This is a genomic window from Vibrio sp. 14G-20 (assembly GCF_026241515.1).
GTDB lineage: Bacteria > Pseudomonadota > Gammaproteobacteria > Enterobacterales > Vibrionaceae > Vibrio.
Genome location: NZ_JAPHPW010000007.1, coordinates 169,376 through 183,379 on the forward strand (window position 1 = coordinate 169,376; position 14,004 = coordinate 183,379).

At 45.6% G+C, this 14,004-nt stretch carries 9 protein-coding genes; 3 read left to right on the forward strand and 6 right to left on the reverse strand.

All coding sequences use genetic code 11. The features are described 5' to 3' along the window. Positions 1-12: 12 nt before the first annotated feature. The 5 genes from OQJ75_RS08680 to OQJ75_RS08700 form a co-directional block, all read right to left on the reverse strand. Positions 13-1,923 (reverse strand): LapD/MoxY N-terminal periplasmic domain-containing protein, encoded by a 1,911-nt coding sequence (locus tag OQJ75_RS08680; RefSeq protein WP_265972388.1) that lies wholly within the window; start codon positions 1,921-1,923, stop codon positions 13-15. 5 nt (positions 1,924-1,928) lie between these two features. Further along, entirely contained in the window at positions 1,929-2,597 is a 669-nt protein-coding gene (locus OQJ75_RS08685; protein ID WP_265972386.1) for a transglutaminase-like cysteine peptidase, read from the reverse strand. 59 nt (positions 2,598-2,656) lie between these two features. Next, complete coding sequence (locus OQJ75_RS08690) at positions 2,657-4,048, reverse strand: HlyD family type I secretion periplasmic adaptor subunit (RefSeq protein ID WP_248399015.1); 1,392 nt, start codon at positions 4,046-4,048, stop codon at positions 2,657-2,659. A 112-nt stretch (positions 4,049-4,160) separates the two neighbouring features. Then, entirely contained in the window at positions 4,161-5,456 is a 1,296-nt protein-coding gene (locus OQJ75_RS08695; protein WP_265972601.1) for a sigma-54-dependent transcriptional regulator, read from the reverse strand. An 85-nt stretch (positions 5,457-5,541) separates the two neighbouring features. Next, a complete protein-coding gene (locus tag OQJ75_RS08700) occupies positions 5,542-7,464 on the reverse strand; it encodes a sensor histidine kinase (protein WP_265972384.1) in 1,923 nt (640 codons plus the stop codon). Between the two features lie 167 nt (positions 7,465-7,631). On the opposite strand from OQJ75_RS08700, the gene pdxH reads away from it, so the two are divergent. Beyond that, entirely contained in the window at positions 7,632-8,267 is a 636-nt protein-coding gene (gene pdxH / locus OQJ75_RS08705) for a pyridoxamine 5'-phosphate oxidase (protein WP_017061203.1), read from the forward strand. A gap of 102 nt (positions 8,268-8,369) precedes the next feature. Here the strand turns inward: pdxH and OQJ75_RS08710 are convergent, their stop codons facing one another. Then, positions 8,370-9,152, reverse strand: a complete 783-nt coding sequence (locus tag OQJ75_RS08710) for a helix-turn-helix transcriptional regulator (protein WP_265972380.1) — start codon at positions 9,150-9,152, stop codon at positions 8,370-8,372. Positions 9,153-9,850: 698 nt separating this feature from the next. Between OQJ75_RS08710 and OQJ75_RS08715 the strand changes: the two genes are divergently transcribed. Together OQJ75_RS08715 and putA are read left to right on the forward strand one after the other, a co-directional pair. Further along, complete coding sequence (locus tag OQJ75_RS08715) at positions 9,851-10,675, forward strand: helix-turn-helix domain-containing protein (RefSeq protein WP_102434497.1); 825 nt, start codon at positions 9,851-9,853, stop codon at positions 10,673-10,675. 181 nt (positions 10,676-10,856) lie between these two features. Then, positions 10,857-13,994, forward strand: coding sequence for a bifunctional proline dehydrogenase/L-glutamate gamma-semialdehyde dehydrogenase PutA (gene putA / locus OQJ75_RS08720; protein WP_265972379.1), 3,138 nt, complete (start codon positions 10,857-10,859; stop codon positions 13,992-13,994). The last annotated feature ends 10 nt before the right edge of the window (positions 13,995-14,004 follow it).

Below are 14,004 nucleotides of genomic sequence, written 5' to 3' on the forward strand. Positions count from 1 at the left end.
TAACCCTTACAACTATTTATCAACAATGAAGCCTTGGAACACTTCTACGTAGTTATCAGACAGGATATCTAGCTGAGTCTGTGTTTCTATTCGAGACGCAATGGTGGTTACGCCTAGGTTGTGAGCGGTTCTAGAGATCGACGTTAAGGTGAATTTCTGTTTTTCGTCATCAAGGTTATGTGTGAATAGGTAATCTAGCTTCACATAACTTGGACGGTATTCGTTAATGTAATCCAACGATTGGAAGTTACGCCCATAGTTATCGACACCAAACACCGCTTCAGCGTTGCGAATAGTGTTACACAAGAGTGCTGTGTAGTGTGGAACGTTGATGAAGCAGTTTTCTGGAATCTCAAAGTGCAACTGATGAGCGATTGAAGCATTTTGTTCAAGCGTCTTACCGATCCAACGGATGAAGCTTGGTTGAGAAATACTGCTTGGTGAAATATTGATAGCGACAGGGCTGGTTACTTCTTTTGCATTAAGCTTTTCTATCATTTTCTCGATAACGTATTGGTCGAGAATGTGGCTCATTTCAAGCTGCTCTAGCGCGTATAGGTATTGGTTAGCACCGTAACGCACACCGTCTTTCTCAATCGCAGAGAACACCTCTTGGTGGTATGTTTTACCGAAGGCGTTGTTTGCAGCTTGCAAACGGAAGGTGACTAGGTCGTTGATGATCGCTTCTTCAACCAACATACGCCATTGCTGCTTACCCATTACCGCACCGTGGTCGTCAGCGGTTACGTAGCCGTAAGCAAGCTCGCGGTTCGCTTTAGCACTTGAAAGTGCGTTATCCACCAGCGACATGATTTCGGTACTGGTTTTACGCTTGTTGCTGTAGGTCACACCCAGTGCAATGTGTGGGTTCGCCATACCTGTTGGATCTGAACCTAGGCTTTGAATACAGTTCACGATGCTGCTTGCGACAAGTTTCAGTTCGCTCTCATCAATGTTTGGCATGATGAAACCGAACTCGTCACTAGAAATACGAGCGATGGTGATATCTGGTGATGAGATTGAAGCTTGTAGCTGTTCAGCCAGTTGATGAACCAAGGCATCACCTTCTTGGTAGCCTTTTTCATCGTACTCTTCACTAATAAACTCGGCTTTAAGTACCGCTAAACCACCCAAGCTCGACTCTTCTAACCATTGAGTTAACTGAGACATGTAGTAAGCACGGTTACCTAGCTGAGATACAGGGTCGATATACGCTCTTTCCCGTAACTTCTGAGCTTCTTTCGCTTGGTTCTTAAATGCCAGTTCAACTTGAGTCGACATGTGGTTGATACCATCGACAACTAAGGTCAGATCTTTTGTCTTTGGACGAGCCAGTGGTTCGCCAAACTGATTCTTGGCGATCTGATCCATCTTTGTAATGATCAACGTGAGAGGACGTAAAGCGCGCTTAAGGATCCAAGAGATAGACACCAAACCGAGTAAGAAGATCGTGCCAAAGATACTCAGTAAGCGGATGAATGCTTGCCAAAGTTGATCGTAGGCAGGACCTGGGTGACTTACGATCTCTACTTCAGCCAGTTGCATCCAGCCACTGGTGATTACACGGCGGTCATGAACAGGCTCGAACAGGTTTAGGTTGGTAAACCACTCTGGTACTCCAGTTGGTTTTACAGGGTATGAGCGGAGAATGTCTTCACCGTTGTCGAGAAATATTAATCGCACGACGGAGTAAGAACTGCCATCAAACAGGGCGTTGATAACAGACTCCACTGCCACCTTGTCCTTTTCTTCTAGGTAAGGGGCGAGAGCCAGTCCAACAGTATTAATGGTATTACTTACCTCAGAGCGTTGCTGCTCCTCTAAGTATCCACGGGTGGTATTGAATTCGATCATAAAAACTGACGTCATCAGCAGTATGAACACTGCAACCATCCCGACCACAAGCTGTTTATATAAAGTCATTTTACCTACTCATCGTAATTGATAATGGGTTTGTTTAATTTTAGAGAGCGCTCACGTGAACGTAAGTCGTTCCATAAGCTCAATCTTGAAGATTTTCCTGCTAACTTGCCGCTGCCTGCTGCTGACTTGATCAACCAAAGGTTTTTACCGTTGAAACTGTAAATTGGTCGTAGATCTGGGCGTTTGGAACCGCGTTTAATTTCAGGGTTTAAGTTGTCCAAAATTAATGGATCTGCACTCGGTGTTGAGTAGTACGCCAACACCATGTGGAACTGGTTTAACTCAAGTGCTTTTACGTACACTAATCGTAATTTCTTATCTAGGACGCCCAGTTCAAGCAAAGAGAAGTATTTTGCGATAGTGAAGTCTTCACAATCACCGGCGTTGCTGCCTAAAAATTCCAGTGGTGTTGCCCAGTAGTCATTCTTTCCCCACAGTATGTTGTCATCGACAAAGTACATCTGGTTGAAGAACTGGTTCACCGACCTGAGCTTCTCTTTTTCACTTAATCCGTCGTATGACGTCATATTTGAGCGCCACGTTGCCACGCGCTTTCCGGCTCTATCGCCGTAGGTTTTGGTTACCGCATCTATCCACCGTTGGTCGCTCTTGTTGAGCGCCCCAGAGGTAAAAGAGGCGAGGACCAGCAGCAATAGCGAAATCCGAGACTTCATAGCCTCTGCTCTTGTCTATTTTCTGTGTATTGAAAGGCGTTATCAAACATCAAACGTCCTTACTCTTTTAGTGCGTTGTTTTGAGCGCTTAATAGTGGCTTCAACATGTACTCAAGCACGGTTCTTTTGCCCGTGATGATATCGACAGAGGCCGTCATACCTGGAATGATCGGCAGCTCTTCGTTCTGTCCAAAATTGTGCTTTTCGGTACGCACACGCACGATGTAGAAGCTGTTGCCTTCTTCATCTTGAGTGGTATCGGCACTGATGTGCTCAAGCACGCCTTCGAGACCACCGTATTTAGTGAAGTCATAGGCACTGAATTTAACGATGGCAGTCAATTCTGGGCGTAGGAAAGCGATATCTTGCGGGGCGATTTTCGCTTCGACCAATAGAGAGTCTTCAGTCGGTACAATCTCAACGATGTCCATACCCGGTTGGATAACGCCACCAACAGTATTAATGCCGAGTGTTTTAACGGTGCCGGTTACGGGAGAAACCACCACGGTACGGTTTACTCGGTCTTCAAGGCCAACGGCCGATTCGGTCATTGCAGAGAGCTTGTCTTGTGCTTGATTGAGTTTTTCTTGTTGTTCGGAACGGAAGTTCAGTGCGGCATCAATACGACTGAGCATAGATTCTTTGATGGCAGAACGTAGAAGGGGGACTTTGAGCTCGCTTGAGGTCATTTCTCGGCGAGTGTCGTTCACTTGTCTTTGCAGTTTAAGTAATTCAATTCGTGGTACCACTCCTTCATCAGCGAGGGGTTTGGTGATATCCAGTTCTTGGCGAGCAAACTGGTAACTCTGTTTTAGGTTACGAACACGCGCTTTAATCTCAACTAGGTCTTGTTGTTTCTGTTCAACTTGTTGATCAAAAACGGAAAGTTGGTTTCTCAGATTGTTGAGATCTTGACGATATTCTGCTTTTTGACGATTAACCAGTTGAGGTTGAAGTTCATAGAACTTAGGTGGAAAGGCAAGCTTGCCATAATCGAGAGTGACACTTTTCTTCCACTCCTTTTCAGAGAATTCTTCGTCGATGATGACACTGGTCAGGGAAGCGGAAAGCATTAACACGTTGGCGGTTAAGTTCGCGACTTGTTGTTCACGTTCGCGGAAGTCAGAACGGAATCGAGTGTCATCGATTAACAGTAGTTGTTGGCCTTTTTGAACGCGTTGGCCTTCTTTCACCAAGATCTCTTTCACCAAGCCACCCTCAAGGTTTTGCACCACTTGGATCTGAGAGGAAGGGATCACTTTGCCTTGGCCAACGGTAACTTTGTCGATCTCTGCCCAAGCAGACCATGCAATAGCAGCAATAAAAAACAGAACGATCACCCACAACATAATACGCGCACTGGTGGGCGTATTGAGGAGCAGTGCCGCTGTTTTATCATCGACATACTCAAGCTCGGTCTCGTTCAATTTGCTGAAATTTTTCTGACTCATAACAGTCCTTGTTCGCTAAATAAAAGTGCAAGCCTATTGAGTGTATTCTTACTTCTGATAAATGTTAAGATTTTGTTCCTTTAAATCTTTGAATTTATATATTTTTTAAGACTCATCGATTCTTGAAATCCGTTTTATCGAGTTGGTGCTTTCTGAGTTTGTCATACAACGTTTTTCGCGACACCTGAAGCTCATGTTGTACTTCTTTTAAACGACCTTGGTGTCGATGTAGCGCCTCAATCAAGATAATTTGTTCAAAGCTATCGGTACGCTGGTTTAACGACTGTTGCTGCTCTTCAATGCTCATATCGAGTTCATTGTCGTCATTTTTCTCGTTAGTATCGCTGTCGAGCGACGGTTGCTTAATTTGAGTCAGCACTCTGAGTTCGGCATGTTGGCGAAGCTGGCGAATGTTCTCAGTCCAATGCGTTGTAATGAGTCGTTGAATCTCTTTTTCTGTAATAACGGGCGGCGGTAGCTGATAGCGACTTGCTGCGCCGCGAGCAAAGTGTTTGAACAAGGAGCCAATATCTTCTGTTCTTTGCGCTAAGGGTAATAAATTAAATCGGCGCAGTTCACCTGTAATTGTAGTAGGAACTACTGTAGTTGCGACAATGATACAAGTTGCATTGGTCTTGCATGAGTTTTCACGAAGTAGAATGGGTTTTAGAGCGGCTAACCATAGCCATTGTTGCGAAGTTAACGCTTCTGTTTCATGGATATAGATCGTTCCACCCTGATGCTTCAAGAACAGTTGCAAAACAAACTGATGGAATGTCGCTTCGTCACTGCGTGGCAAATTAAACGCTGCGACAGGGCAAAGCTCCGCGGTTTGATGACTGTGTAAATCATGGGTGTATTGTGCTGTGACCCTTTTCCCCGTCCCTAAATCACCAACAAACAATAGAAGTGGGTTGGTTTTGGTATCTAGGGTGATCAATTCTCGGCGTAATGCCTGCATCGATGGTGATTGCCCAATCAGTTTTGGGCCAACCTGATTCTGCATTGCCAACTCTTTACGCAGTAGGTTGTTCTCTTCAACCAGTGCGAGTTTATCTGCGGCTTTTTTTACGGCAGTGAGTAGGGCATCGACCACAAATGGTTTTTCCAGAAAATCGTAGGCGCCGGCTTTCATCGCGGATACCGCTGTTTGTACATCACCATGCCCAGTCAGCACGATGATTTGAAAGTTGGGATTCTGGCCCAACAACTTTTGCGTAAATTGAATACCGTCCATTACTGGCATGTGGATATCGGTAATCACGATACCTGCTTGTGCGACGTCTATCTGTTTGAGCGCCTCAACGGCATTAGGGAAGCAGATAATATCGATGCCTTCAATGAGCATGGCTTGTTCTACGGAGTCTCGAATGGCGGGTTCATCGTCGACAAAATAGAGTTTGGGCATAGAGTGCAAAAGCCGGTTCCTTAGCAGTATGTGAGATTAGCAGTAATGTGAAATTCATTTTCTCGTTAACAATAACAACGATGCGTTAGTCGTTAACTTTGTATAACGGAATGTTAAGCGAGAATACCATGCCTGTCGGCTCCAACAGGGTTGCTCTGATCTTGCCGTGATACGCTTCAATAATCCGTTTCGATATTGAAAGCCCTAGCCCTAAGCCTTCTGGTTTAGTGGTAAAAAATGGGTCGAACAGCTGTTCTAGTTTGTCATCCGGCATGCCAATTCCGTTATCCCAAATGACCAACTGACAAGAGTCATGATGCAGTTGCCATTCGATGCCTATCTGTGGGCTGGCCTGTTGGTCTACGTTTTCTAGATTTTGTTGCTCCTGCAAGATTTTCTGTTCAAGCGCTTGCTGCTGAAGTGCCTGAGTCGCGTTGTGAATCAGATTCACCAATACTTGCTCGAGTTCGGTTGGATGAATCGCAATGTTGATGTCGTCTGGCACTGTGCTTAGCCTTAGCGTGATGCCTTTCTTGATCATCACTGCACTCAGAATACTGGTCGCGTTGTTTATCGATTGATGCAGGTTTGCCACGTGATGTTCTTGCTTGGTGACCTTGCGAGTGAAAACTTTAAGACGCGCGATGATGTCGGTAATAGTGTTATTGAGGCCAATCATTTTCTCCAGATTGCTTTTCACCAAATCGGTTCGTTCCATTTCAAGTAGCTTTAAGCTGTTTTCACTGTAGGTTCGAAGAGCAGCAAGCGGTTGGTTGATTTCGTGGTTAATGCTGGCTGACAGCTCGCCGAGTACCGCTAGTTTCGCAGTTTGGGTGAGCTCTTGTTCTGTCTGCTTCAACTTGGACTGCGACTCTTGGTATTGAAAAAGGGTTTGTTGCAGCTGTTGATTGGATTGCTTCAAGTAGTGGGTACGTTTATCAACGGTTTGCTCTAGGTTTTGGTTGAGCTGGGTCAACGCCACTTTCGCGAGATAAGTCTGGCGCCACGACCAAGCGATGAGCATCACCAAGCTGTAAATCACAACGAAGATGGCATCGATCTGCAAGACTTTAATAAGCTCAGCTTTGGTCTCTTTTAGTGCGACCACTTGGTAATGATTGTTACTGACGGTTGCTGGGTAGAGATTGAAAGCCCCGAGTTTAAATAATTGGTTAGCTGTGAGCTCCTTTTGCACTCTATTTGGTTGGATATCGTTAGGATGCTCGGCGCTATTAACCTCTTGTTTAGAGTTGAAAGAACGAAAGGCTTCGATGATCGAAATTTCGCTTTGACCGTATTGGCGTTGAAGTGCGATATCCGTTTGTTGTTGCTGCGTTAATGGCAACAATGAATGATAAAGCCATGGAGCTTGGCTTGATAGAAAGACCACTTGGTTCGAGTCGAGTACTACGATCTCAAAGTCGTCGCTGGTCAGGATGTTTTCGAGGTTCTCTAAACTCACTTTTACGGTGATAACGCCAACAATTTCCTTGTCGATATACAGAGGTGAAGATAGAAAATAACCTCGTACGTTCGAGCGAGCGCCTAGCGCGACATATTGTGTGTTGTTACCTTGAATGGCAGAAGCAAAGTAGGGACGAAACGAGAAGTTCTCACCTACAAAGGTACGAGGCTTTTGGTAATTACTGGAAGCGACTACAGTACCGCTCGGGTCGTGAATATAGATGGTGTCGGCTTGGCTTTGATTCGACCATTCAAACAGCAATTGATTGAGCTGCGCAGCGGAAATCTTGTCTGCTCGTTGTGATGAGTCAAAATAAGAGAGCAAGCGCGGGTCATGGCTGAGTAAATCTGGGATCTGTTTGAATTTGTCCAATTCAGAATCGATTTGTAGATTGGCTTTATTCGCCGCTTCATCGAGTTGCTGAGTGACGATTTTTTCTTGGAATTGCACTGCCATAAAGTGGGTTGCAGTCAGCCCTGCAGCTCCCAATAACAATGAGAATAAAACAAAGGGCGTCATTAGGTTAGGCAGTATTTTGGTCACTCGGATCTCAGCTTGTCATCGGTTTGTATAAAGATTATCAATATGATGGATAGAGTACCGAGATCTTGTTAACACAGAGCACCTTCTGTGAGACAAAACCATGGCTTAGACTTGTGTTTCAAAGGATTACAGCGCAAAATCACAAAAAAATTGAAAGGAGCAACCAAATGGAACTGACAGATATTCGTCGTGAATACGCTAAGGGTGGATTGAGACGTAAAGACTTGGCCGCAGACCCGATTGAGCAATTCAATCTATGGCTAGAGCAAGCCATTGAAGCGAAGTTGACGGACCCTACTGCCATGACAGTTGCTACGGTTGATGAAAATGGTCAGCCATTCCAACGCATTGTTCTGCTGAAGAATGTTGATAAAGACGGTTTCGTTTTTTACACCAACTTAGGTAGCCGTAAAGCGCACCAACTTGAGCACAACAGCAAAATCAGTTTGCACTTCCCTTGGCATCCACTTGAGCGACAAGTTCATATTACGGGCACGGCTGAAAAGCTGACGGCTATGGAAAATATGAAGTACTTCTCGTCACGTCCAAAAGAGAGTCAATTAGCCGCGATTGCAAGTAAGCAGAGTAGCCGCATCTCAGCTCGTGGTATCTTAGAAGGTAAGTATCTAGAGCTTAAACAGAAGTTTGCCAAAGGAGAGATTCCTGTGCCTTCTTTCTGGGGTGGCTTTCGTGTGCGTGTGGATAGCATTGAGTTTTGGCAGGGTGGTGAACACCGCTTGCACGACCGTTTCTTGTTCTCTCGCCAAGACAACAGCTGGGATATTGATCGCCTAGCGCCTTAGACTGCTTGATCGCTTAGCTGCTTAATAGATCCAAAAATGCCGTTGATTAGACTTATCAAATCAACGGCATTTTTTTGTCTGCATTTTCAGTTGAACAGTAAATCAGTCACTGTGCAGAACAACAGAGATCTGTTTTTTGAGCAGAGTTTCTGGGATCACTGAGCCTAATCCTGAATCCAACGCATACTCAATCAATTGGCTTTTACTGCGTGCATCGAACTTTTGTTTCAATCTGGCGACATGTCCTTCGACGGTCTTGATTGAAATATTCAACGTCAACGCAATGTACTGGGGTTTCTTACCGAAAAGCAGTAAGAACAACACTTCTGATTCTCTTGCTGTCAGCTTCTTTTGCAGTTTCGATACTCGCGGTTTTGATCCGGCAATCGATGCCTGATTGTCTTTCGCGCACGTTGCCTGACATACCCAATGACCTACCTCTAAAATCGCCGTGTCTGTCAGTTCTTGGCCATAGAAAATCGTACCTTGCACCTTGTCTTCGTCATCAAGCCAAGGGGTTTTAGTAAAGATATGTGCGTGCCAGCGGCCGTCAGGGTAGGGGTGAATATCGAGGATCTTGAGCGTGCTGCGTGTGTCCATCACATGCTTGTCTTGAGCTCTGAAATCTTGTGCGCACTCGATGGTTTGGCTTGGCATGTCGAAATCGGTCAAGCCAGTACATGTCTCGCCCGGTTTTAAGCCAATCAGCTGGTTGTAAGCTAGATTTGCGTACACGAAGACCGAGTCAGTATCTTTACAGCCCCAGCAGCCTGGAAGTTGTTCAAATAAAGAACGATGTATGGAGTTGAGTGGGTCTGGCAAGGTTTTATCTCGTAAGCTGAGGTATGGCAATGATATCAGTTTCTTATAGCGCTGCAATGGCAATTAGAATACGAAAAATAAGGGGTGACTGACAGTTAAACGGACTGCTGATTAACTGTGTCAATCACGGAGAATCGATGGGCATAAAGTGTGATAATCAGACAAAAAAAAGCCAGCCTGAAGAGGGGCTGGCCAAAGACAAGATATGCCTTGTCGACATGTAGAAGATTTTCAGTTTAATTCACGAGGGTCGTGCAAATTAAACTGAGGCATCAGTTAGATACCCAGAGTGACTTACTACTCTGTCGATGAATCTACTCCTAGGAGTGCTTATGCATAAGGGGGGAATTCCCCTATAAACGCCGCTCGATGTGAGAATTGAGAACCTAGAGTAAATATTTTAAAACTTTGAGCAAGTAATCGAACGCTTATAGCTCTCGCAATACTCGGAATCTTAGATAGTTCGCTGTGGTTGAAGGTGCAACGTTCAGTTCGCGAGGCCGTTCCGAAAGGTGGTCCCATGACGCAGTTAGATTTCCGGATGACTGCTTATGAATCCCCCTAAACTCACCGGAACGATTGGTTTTACAATGGCCGTAGTTTGTACACTCTTGATCATCTTTCCGGAGGCATGATCAAGAGGGTCGCAACGATGATCATGCCTCTAAGGTAGGAAATAGCTCTGATGATCATTTACAAATTCATCTTATGAAGATTTCAGAGTATTATTCTTAGTATGTCGACCTGAATATTTTGCTGTTATGCCAAAACCTTTACCTTTTCCAAATCTAGACCTGTCTCCGCTAGGCCTTACTGGCCCTCGCCCCGCAGAGATCATTACTCTGCCATCGCATATGGATTGTCATGAACACCACTATTCTCAGGTGGTGATAGGTTTAAAAGGTCAGGCGGAATTTGAAGTCAGTGGTAAAGGCAATCTGGTTGGGCCTGGACAGGGTTGTGTGGTTACCGCTAGCTCTGATCATGCTTTCGGTGGAGTCGTCGGTCAGTCGGATATCTTGGTGCTCAATATGCCAATGCCGAGCGACGATGACCCTTTGATGTTAGAGAAGATAAACCAACTGGCATCATCCAACATCTATTTCCAATTAGATGCACAAATTCAAAAGCTTATTCACATGTTGGTGCAAGAGATGCAGGCGAGCCCTGATGATTTGTTATTGAGCCGCGCGTGCAATGACACGGTGGTTGCGCTGCTACAGAGACACATCTCGGCATTTGAAACCTCGATTAAAGATTCTCGTTTTGATCTAGAAGCGTTGGATCGCTATATCGAGCAACATTTAGCAAACAAAATCTCTGTGGCGCAATTGGCGGGCAGTGTGTTCTTGGGTGAAAGCCAGTTCCACATGCTCTTCAAAGATCAAATGGGCATTACCCCACACCAATATGTTTTAGGTAAGCGTATCGACCGCTCTCGACGCCTTATTGAACAAGGGAATCTTAGCCTTGGTCAGGTCGCTGAACTGGCTGGTTTCTCCGGTCAATCTTCCTTTACTCACACCTTTTCTCGCCTTCAAGGCATGTCACCATCTCAATACAAAAAGCAAATTTCTGTTAAATAAAAAAACAAAACGGCATATTATATTAAAGTTTCATATGTGACCTTGTGTTTGTTTTGTTAATAAAGCGAGTTTTTAGCAAAAAACTCGGAGTTTTTGACAAGTAATCCTTATATACTCTAAATACACTGCAGCCATTGTAGAGATCCCGAACTCTTTTCGGGTGTGAGATTAAGGAAAACGCATGTTTACAGCTACTGATGTGTTAAAGCCAGAATTCAACGAGCAGTCGCTTGATGATCTTTGGACGCTTATCTCACCATTATATATGGTGGATGAAACCCAATGGCTAGAGCAACTTCTGCCGCTAGCTACCCCTTCTGAGTCTGAAAAGCAGCAAATTACAGACAAAACGACGTCGTTGATTGAGTCTATCCGTGCGGATAAAACATCTATTCAGATGATCGACGCCTTGTTGCTTGAATACAGTTTAGATACTCAAGAAGGCATCTTGCTAATGTGTCTGGCGGAAGCCTTGATGCGTATTCCTGATTCGGCAACGGCTGATGCACTGATTCGCGACAAACTTAGCGTTGCGGATTGGAAATCTCATCTGAAGAATTCTGACTCAGTGTTTGTTAACGCATCAACTTGGGGCTTAATGCTGACAGGCAAGGTGGTTGGACTTTCATCTAACGAGCAGAGTGCAGGTCAAGCAGTAAACCGTTTAGTGAATAAGCTTTCTGAGCCGGTGATTCGTAAAGCGATGCACCAAGCGATGAAGGTAATGGGTCACCAATTCGTTCTTGGCCGCAGCATTGCTGAAGCGCAAAAGAACGGTAAGTCTATGCGTGACAAAGGTTTTACCTACTCATACGACATGCTAGGTGAAGCGGCACTGACTACTGCTGACGCAAACAAATACTTCAAAGATTACCTCATGGCGATTGAAGCCGTAGGTCGAGACACATACGTCTCTTCAAAATCTAGCCCAGCACCGTCTGTTTCTATCAAGCTTTCTGCACTTCACCCACGTTATGAAGTGGCGAACGAAGACCGTGTTTTAAATGAACTGTGCGACACGCTAGAGCAATTGTTGCGCCGCGCTGTTGAGCTTGATGTTGCAATTACGATTGATGCTGAAGAAGCGGATCGCCTTGAGTTATCTCTTAAACTATTCGAAAAACTGTACCGCACTGACCTTGTGAAAGGTTGGGGTAAATTTGGTCTGGTTATTCAAGCTTACTCAAAACGTGCGCTTCCGGTTCTAGTATGGCTAAACCGCTTAGCGAAAGAGCAGGGTGATTTAATCCCGCTTCGCTTAGTGAAAGGCGCTTACTGGGATAGCGAGATCAAATGGTCACAGCAGGCTGGTTTCACGGATTACCCAGTTTACACACGCAAAGAAGCGACAGACGTGGCTTACCTTGCTTGTGCGCGTTACCTACTGAGCCCAAGTGTTCGTGGCAATATCTTCCCGCAGTTTGCGAGCCACAATGCTCACACCGTTTCTGCTATTGCAGTGATGACTGACCATAAAGACTTTGAATTCCAACGCTTACACGGCATGGGTGATTCTCTTTATAACCATGCAATGGAAGCTTACCAACAGTCGGTACGTATTTACGCGCCAGTTGGTAGCCACAAAGATCTACTGCCATACCTAGTACGTCGCTTGCTAGAGAACGGCGCAAACAGCTCGTTTGTACACCGTTTGGTTGATGCTCGCTGCCCGGTCGCTGAGCTAACACAACACCCGGTCGATATGCTTCTGGCGTTCGATACGCTGAACAACACTAAGATTCCATTGCCACCGGCGGTATTCCCAGAGCGTAAAAACTCTTACGGTGTGAACATCGATATCGAAAGTGAAGCGCATCAGTTTGAAGAGCAAGTAAAAGCGTTCCTTAATAATCAATGGACTGCTGGTCCTGTGATCAACGGTGAATCTCTTGCCGAAAGCATGATCAAGGCTGATCAGAACGTTGAACAAGTAACGGCACCTTACGATCGTCGTATCAATGTGGGTCAGGTGGCTTTCGCTAACCTTGATCATGTTTCCGCAGCGATCACTGGCGCAGACGCAGCATTCGCTGATTGGAACGCAACTTCGGTTGAAACCAAAGCGGCTGCGCTTGAGAAGCTGGCTGACCTGATGGAAGACAACCTCGCTGAGCTGGTGGCGATTTGTCATCAAGAAGCGGGTAAGACAATTCACGATAGTGTTGATGAAGTACGTGAAGCGGTCGACTTCTGTCGTTACTACGCAAAACAAGCTGACAACCTACAAGGTTTCGAACTAAAAGGTTTTGATGGCCAAACACGAATCGCTTCTCGACAAGGTCGTGGTGTGTTCGTTTGTATCAGCCCTTGGAACTTCCCTCTCGCTATCTTCCTTGGCCAAATTACAGCTGCACTAGTCGCGGGTAACACGGTTGTGGCGAAACCTGCAGAGCAAACAAGCTTGATTGCAGCTCGCGCGGTGGAACTGATGAACGAAGCGGGTTTCCCTGCTGGCACCATTCAGTTGCTTCCTGGTCGCGGTGCTGAGATCGGCAGTGCGCTAACCAGCCACGATGCAATTGCGGGCGTTGCCTTTACGGGTTCAACACCAACAGCACAGCGTATCAACGTGTCACTGGCAAGTCGCAATGCTAAACCCGTTCCGTTTATCGCGGAAACTGGTGGTCAGAATGCAATGATTGTAGACAGTACCGCACTGCCTGAACAGGTAGTTCGTGATGTAATTCGTTCGGCATTCGCTTCTGCAGGTCAACGTTGTTCTGCACTGCGTGTGCTTTACATCCAAGAAGACATCGCAGACCGAGTGATTGCATTGATTCATGGCGCGATGGACGAGTTGAGTGTTGGTATTCCACATCTACACAAAACGGATGTTGGCCCTGTTATCGATGAGAATGCGAAACAGAAGTTGATGACGCACCTAGAAAACATGAACAATACCCAGAAGAAGGTGGCTCAACTTTCTCTAGGTACGGATTCTGAACATGGTGATTTTGTTCCACCAAGTGCGTTTGAAATCGATGACATCAGTTGCTTGAAAGAAGAACAGTTTGGCCCTGTACTGCACATCGTTCGCTTCAAGGCGAGTGAGTTAGCGCAAGTGGTAGACCAAATTAACCAAACCGGTTTTGGCCTAACTATGGGTATTCACAGCCGTAACGAGACAACTTACCGTTGGATCGAAAAACACGTGCGCGTGGGTAACTGCTACATAAACCGTGACCAAGTAGGTGCTGTTGTTGGTGTTCAACCATTTGGCGGTCAAGGTTTGTCAGGTACAGGCCCTAAAGCAGGTGGTCCTCACTACCTATATCGCTTTACTGATGTTCATTTTTCGCAATCACAAGACAAGGCATAAGGAGCAGTAT

Excerpts from the sequence above, each read along its gene's own strand:
- OQJ75_RS08680 (WP_265972388.1), bottom strand. The coding sequence starts at position 1,923 with ATGACTTTATATAAACAGCTTGTGGTCGGGATGGTTGCAGTGTTCATA.
- OQJ75_RS08715 (WP_102434497.1), top strand. The coding sequence starts at position 9,851 with ATGCCAAAACCTTTACCTTTTCCAAATCTAGACCTGTCTCCGCTAGGC.
- OQJ75_RS08690 (WP_248399015.1), bottom strand. The coding sequence starts at position 4,048 with ATGAGTCAGAAAAATTTCAGCAAATTGAACGAGACCGAGCTTGAGTAT.
- pdxH (WP_017061203.1), top strand. The coding sequence starts at position 7,632 with ATGGAACTGACAGATATTCGTCGTGAATACGCTAAGGGTGGATTGAGA.
- putA (WP_265972379.1), top strand. The coding sequence starts at position 10,857 with ATGTTTACAGCTACTGATGTGTTAAAGCCAGAATTCAACGAGCAGTCG.
- OQJ75_RS08695 (WP_265972601.1), bottom strand. The coding sequence starts at position 5,456 with ATGCCCAAACTCTATTTTGTCGACGATGAACCCGCCATTCGAGACTCC.
- OQJ75_RS08685 (WP_265972386.1), bottom strand. The coding sequence starts at position 2,597 with ATGAAGTCTCGGATTTCGCTATTGCTGCTGGTCCTCGCCTCTTTTACC.